Source organism: Methanoculleus sp. SDB, from assembly GCA_001412355.1.
In the GTDB taxonomy this organism is placed as follows: domain Archaea; phylum Halobacteriota; class Methanomicrobia; order Methanomicrobiales; family Methanomicrobiaceae; genus LKUD01.
On the sequence record LKUD01000017.1, the window covers coordinates 1 to 2,619 of the forward strand.

Genomic DNA, 2,619 nt, shown 5'->3' on the forward strand with positions numbered 1-2,619 from the left:
GTCTCCCTCATCGTCGTCGGTTCCCACGGCCGGAGCACCATCAGCCTGATGCTGCTCGGATCGGTCTCTGAGATCGTGATGCGGCATGTCCGGCAACCGGTTCTTATTGTCCGGCGGATTGAAGAGGAGTAATCTCTGCCTTTTGGCTCCTCTTTTCACCCGGCTCCCAAGTTGTCTTCCGGTGCCCACCCTCTATTTCCCTTTGTTTTTCTTCAGCCGCTGGTACTCCGTCTCCGCCATCCGCTCCACATACGCATCGCTGTGGAACACACCGAAAAAGTGCGCAACGAGGCCGATTCCCCACCCGAAGAGGATGAAGATGAACCACGGAAATGAGTTGGGCCCCCCGGTCACCCACCAGATGGCGATGAGAAAGAGGTTCACCCCGATATAGACTCCGAGGTGGGTATAAAATCCGGCTTTCTCTTCTGCACTCTTCCGTGCAATCCGCCTGAGTTCTTCATCATCCGGCATGTCGTTTCACTGCAGGGGAATCAGAGTATATAATAATAAATTTCCCGGTGCCGGAGGCCCTTCGCCCCCACCGGGGTGTACGAACTCAATCCTCGGGCTTGCATTTGCCCCCTTCCGGCACCCCGGGATCAGGGTGGGATCGGAAACCTGCAGGCAAGCCCTGCCATCTCGGTTCTCACCGCGGCGAGCGTTGTCGGGTCGCCGCTTTTCCGGAGCACGGTTGCGATGCTATGGCCGATCACCCGCATCTCCTCGTCGCCCATGCCCCGGGAGGTGGCAGCGGGCGTGCCTAACCTGATGCCGGAAGCCCTGACATAGTCCTCATTCCGGCCGGGGAAGGGGCAGCGGTCGGCGCAGATGCCTGCAGTCTCGAGGGCCCGCTCGGCCTCTTCCCCGGAGATGCCGATCCCTTCCTTCAAGGTCGGCGATCATCAGGTGCGTCTCGGTGCCGCCGGTGGCAAGAGCGATCCCCTCACCGTCAAGGGTTTTTGCGAGCACAGTTGCGTTTGTGAGTACCTGGCCGGCATACCTGCGAAACTCAGCGGTCGCTGCTTCGGCGAAACAGACTGCTTTGGCGGCGATGATGTGCATCAGGGGGCCGCCCTGGAGGCCGGGGTACACCGCAGCATCGATCGCATCTGCATAGGTCGTATCGCAGAGCACAGCCCCGCCCCTCGGGCCGCGGAGCGTTTTGTGGGTGGTGGTGGTGATGAGGGGAATGCGCCCGCCCGGCGAAGGGTAGAGGCCAGCGGCGATCAGTCCGGCAACGTGGGCGATATCTGCGAGGCAGAGCGTCCCGGTTTCCTCGGCGATCTCGGCGAAGGCACGAAAATCGATCCGGCGTGGGTATGAGCTCGCACCGCAGATGAGCATTTTCGGCCGCTCTTTTTTCGCGAGGGCGGCGATCTCCGCCTCGTCGATCAGGCCGGAGGCAGGGTCCACACCATAGCGCACGGCTGGATACAGCCTGCCGGAGAGGTTTTCCGGTGATCCGTGGGTGGGGTGGCCGCCGTCTTCGACACTCATCGAGAGAAGGGTGTCCCCCGGCCTGAGAGTCGCAAGGAAGACCGCACTGTTGGCGATAGAGCCGCAATAGGGCTGGACGTTGGCATACTCCGTTCCGAAAAGGGCACAGAGTCGTTGCCGTGCCAGTTCCTCGATCTCGTCGCAGGGGCCGCAGCCGGGATAGTCACGGTGGCCGGGGACCCCATCGGCGTATTTGTTGGTATACATCGTGCCGGCGGCCTCAAGCACCGCCGGGCTTGCGTAGTTCTCCGAGGCTATCAGGGTGAGCGTTTCCTGCTGGCGCTTCTGTTCGGAGAATACGAGTGCATTGGCATGGGGATCCGTGCTAAAAAGAGGGTTCATCTTAAGACGGGTTGGATATGTTCGCTTTTATCAGTTTTCCTGAGCTGTTGCGGGACGGCACCGCGAAAACCGCCCGAAAACCAGAGTAAACCGGGGAATGGCCTCTGCCTTCGTTGCATTAATCCTTTGGCGAGCATTTCATAGGCCCGGCTTCTGCTGCTTGTGAAGTGGGTAACAAAAAACAAAAACGATGAAAAACGCCGGGAGGGAGATTTGAACTCCCGAGGTGCCGAGCACCAGTGGCTTTCAAGGCCACCGCCTTTCCGGACTAGACTATCCCGGCTCTGCTTAAACTTGGTGCTGGTTGGTTAAAAAAGTGGTGTTATGGCTGCCTGCGGCAGATTGCCGCAATTCCCGCTGCGAGGATGACGAGGAAGAGCGGCAGCGGCGATTCCTGTGTCGGGGTTGTTGCGATGTCACCGAAGTAGGAGGCGGCATCGGCGCTGACGGTCACGGAATCGGCATTCCGAACCGAAAGTGTCGCGGTTCCCTGGTCGGAAAACGTCACCGGATAGACCTTTACATATACCATCCCGCCGCGGGCGGTGATCCGTACCTCCTCAGGGTTGAGGTTGCCCTGCGCATTGACCTTCTGCACCGCACCGTCCTCGTCACTCACCTCGACCACCCAGTCGATTCCGACGGATGTGGTGATGGTGACCGTACCCGACCGGGTGTCAACGGCAAAGTATGCGGGAGCATCCCGTGAAGCGGTGGTGGAAGCGGTCACGACAGGCCCGGCCGGTTCGGCTGTCGGTGTGGCGGTCGGTCCGGTAC

General features: G+C 60.4%; 1 protein-coding gene, 1 tRNA gene and 2 pseudogenes. All 4 read right to left on the minus strand.

Annotated features, from left to right (window positions below):
* Positions 1-192: 192 nt before the first annotated feature.
* The 4 genes and pseudogenes from APR53_02255 to APR53_02270 all read right to left on the minus strand — a co-directional run bounded on the left by APR53_02255 (position 193) and on the right by APR53_02270 (position 2,619).
* Complete coding sequence (locus APR53_02255; protein ID KQC05477.1) at positions 193-474, minus strand: hypothetical protein; 282 nt, start codon at positions 472-474, stop codon at positions 193-195.
* 128 nt (positions 475-602) lie between these two features.
* A pseudogene (locus tag APR53_02260) lies at positions 603-1,842 on the minus strand (serine hydroxymethyltransferase).
* A 198-nt stretch (positions 1,843-2,040) separates the two neighbouring features.
* Positions 2,041-2,125 (minus strand) — tRNA-Ser (locus tag APR53_02265).
* Between the two features lie 39 nt (positions 2,126-2,164).
* Positions 2,165-2,619, minus strand: a pseudogene (locus APR53_02270).